Origin of the sequence: Actinomadura sp. (assembly GCF_044508335.1) — a bacterium.
In the GTDB taxonomy this organism is placed as follows: Bacteria; Actinomycetota; Actinomycetes; order Streptosporangiales; family Streptosporangiaceae; genus Spirillospora.
In genome coordinates, this window is the sequence record NZ_JBIQHY010000004.1 from 136,521 (window position 1) to 138,975 (window position 2,455).

Consider the following 2,455-nt stretch of genomic DNA (forward strand, 5'->3'; position numbering starts at 1 on the left):
GCGGGCTCTGTGTGCGGGCTCTGTGTGCGGGGTCAGACGCGTTCGAGGACTTCCGGGTAGGGGCGGCGGGGCGTGCCGGGCACGACCGGCCCGTAGCCGAACCGGATGATCGACTGGATGTGGCCGTGCGACCGGTGCTCGTCCCTCCCTGACCCGCGCACGTCCAGCAGCTGGGTCATCAGCGAGCTCGACACGCCGCGCCGCGCGGCGGTGAGCAGGACCCGCTGCAGCGCCTGCCCGGCCCGCAGCCAGTCCGCGGGCCCGTCGCCGCGGGTGAGCAGGACGGCGAGCTGCGGGCGGGCGGCGAAGTCGTCGACGTCCCGCCCGGCGGACGGCGCCGCCGGGCCGAAGTCGCGCAGCGGCAGGCCCCGGCCGCTCGGCCGCGGCCCGAACGCGTACCACGGGACGCCGTCGCCGCGGGTGCGGTCCGGTGTCCAGCGGGCCAGCTCGGCGAGGTAGGCGGGGTCGGCGACGAGCTTGGCGTCCGCCGCGGCGATGAGGCTGAGCAGGTACGCCGTGGTCTGCGGGCCGGGCAGGCTCAGCACCGCGCCCTCCTCCCGGGCCGCGGCCATCAGCTCGTCCCGGACGACCTGCGGCACCCGCCGCTTGGCGAACGGCCTGCGGTTGGTGCGCCGGTGCGGGATCGTCGCGTACAGCTCCGACTGGCTCGGCGACGGCATCGGCGCCGGCTCGGCCCGGACGGCGGCGAGCAGGGTCGGCCGCCGCGCGGGGTCCGGGAGGGGCTCGACCAGCGGCCGGTGCCCGGTCACCCGGATCGCGAGCCGCAGGTTGAACAGCGCCGCGCCGCAGCTGATGTGCAGGGCGCGGCCGTGCGGGTCGATCACCGGCAGCGCGCGGTCGGGGTCGGCGTGGAGTTCCAGTACCGCCGCGCTCCCGTCCAGCCGGAAGAACCAGGGCTGCGTGTTGTGCACCGACGGCGCCGCGATGGCCGCGGTCACCAGGCGTCGGACACCGACACGGGTCGCGAACGGATGGGGCATGGCGCACCTCCACGTGCTGCCGCTGTGCCCTCACAGGCTTCCGGCCTGCGGCGCGCGCGACACAGGGCCGAAGGTCCCGCCCGGCGGGGACCAAGGACGGGACCTTGGGCCCTCCTGACGCCGCGCGCCCGCCCGGAACTCTGGGGCCGTGATCGTTCATCGTCTGCGCGCGCCCCGGTACGCCGCCGCGCACGCCGTCGTGCTCGCCTGGCTCGTCCTGACCGCCCTCGCCGTGGTCGCCCGCGACCGGCTGCCCGCCCCGCAGTGGCTGCTCATCCACGTGTTCCTGCTCGGCGCGGTGACCAACGCCGTCGTCGCCTGGACGGACCAGTTCGCCATCGCCGTGCTGCGGCTGCCCGCCCCGCCCCGGTGGTGGCCGGCGGTCCGGCTCGCCGCCCTCAACGCCGGGGTCGCCGCCGTGCTGCGCGGCGCCACCGACGGGCACCCGGAGCTGGCGACGGCCGGGGCCGTGCTCGTCGTCGGCGTCGTGTGCGCCCATGTCGCCGTGCTGGTCGTCCGGTCGCGGCGCGCGCGGCCCGGCCGGTTCGGGCACGTGGTGCCCTGGTACGCCTGCTCGGGCCTCGCCCTGATCGCCGGCGGGACGCTCGGCGGGTGGATGGCCTCGGGCCATGCCCCGGCCATGTGGCACATGCGCCTGGAGGCCGCGCACATCCACGCGAACCTGCTCGGCTGGGTCGGCCTGGCCGTGCTCGGCACCCTGTTCACGCTGTGGCCCGCGGTGCTGCGCACCCCGGCCACCGAGCACACCCCGGCGATCGCGCGGCTGTCCCTGCGCCTGGCCGCGCCGGGCCTGGCCGTCGCCGTGGCGGGGCTCGCCGCGGACGCGCGGTGGGCGGCCCTGGCCGGGCTGCTGCTCTACACGGCGGGGACCGCGGTGTCGCTCGTCCCGTTCGCCCGCGCCCTGCGGCGGCGGCGCCCGCGCAGCCCGGCCGCGTGGCTGCTCGCCGCCGGGACCGGCTGGTTCCTCGTGGCGCTGGCCGCCGACCTGTCCATCGTCGCGACCCGCCCGCCGGCCGAGGTCGCCCAGGGCATCGAGCCGCTGATGCCGTTCGTCCTCGCCGGGTTCGTCGGGCAGACGCTCCTCGGCGTCTTCACCCATCTGCTCCCGGCGCCGCCGGCCCGCGGCTGGACGATCCACGTCGGCATGATCAACGTCGCGGTGCCGCTGCTCGCGCTGCCCGTGCCCGGATGGCTGTCGCGCACCGGCTGGATCCTGCTGCTCGTCGCGCTGGCCGCGTTCGTGCTGCTCGCCGGCGCCGCCCTCGTCCGGTCGCTGGGCGTCCGGGTGTCCCCGGCGATCGCCGGCACGGCGGCCGGCTGCCTGCTGACCGCGGCCGCGGTCGTGTTCGCGGCCAGCGGCCAGACCGCGTCGCCGGTGCAGACGGTGGCCGCGTCGGGGACGCGGGTGGTGGAGGTGAGCCTGGTCAACATGC

At 77.4% G+C, this 2,455-nt stretch carries 1 protein-coding gene and 1 pseudogene; one reads left to right on the plus strand and one right to left on the minus strand.

What is annotated here, in order from left to right:
* Nucleotides 1–32 precede the first annotated feature (32 nt).
* Complete coding sequence (locus tag ACIWVC_RS03260; protein WP_396445025.1) at nucleotides 33–1,001, minus strand: Acg family FMN-binding oxidoreductase; 969 nt, start codon at nucleotides 999–1,001, stop codon at nucleotides 33–35.
* A 148-nt stretch (nucleotides 1,002–1,149) separates the two neighbouring features.
* Between ACIWVC_RS03260 and ACIWVC_RS03265 the strand changes: the two are divergent.
* A pseudogene (locus tag ACIWVC_RS03265) lies at nucleotides 1,150–2,455 on the plus strand (nitrite reductase); the annotation flags it as partial.

Bases quoted from the DNA above. Each gene is read 5' to 3' on its own strand.
- ACIWVC_RS03260 (WP_396445025.1), bottom strand. From the start codon at position 1,001: ATGCCCCATCCGTTCGCGACCCGTGTCGGTGTCCGACGCCTGGTGACC.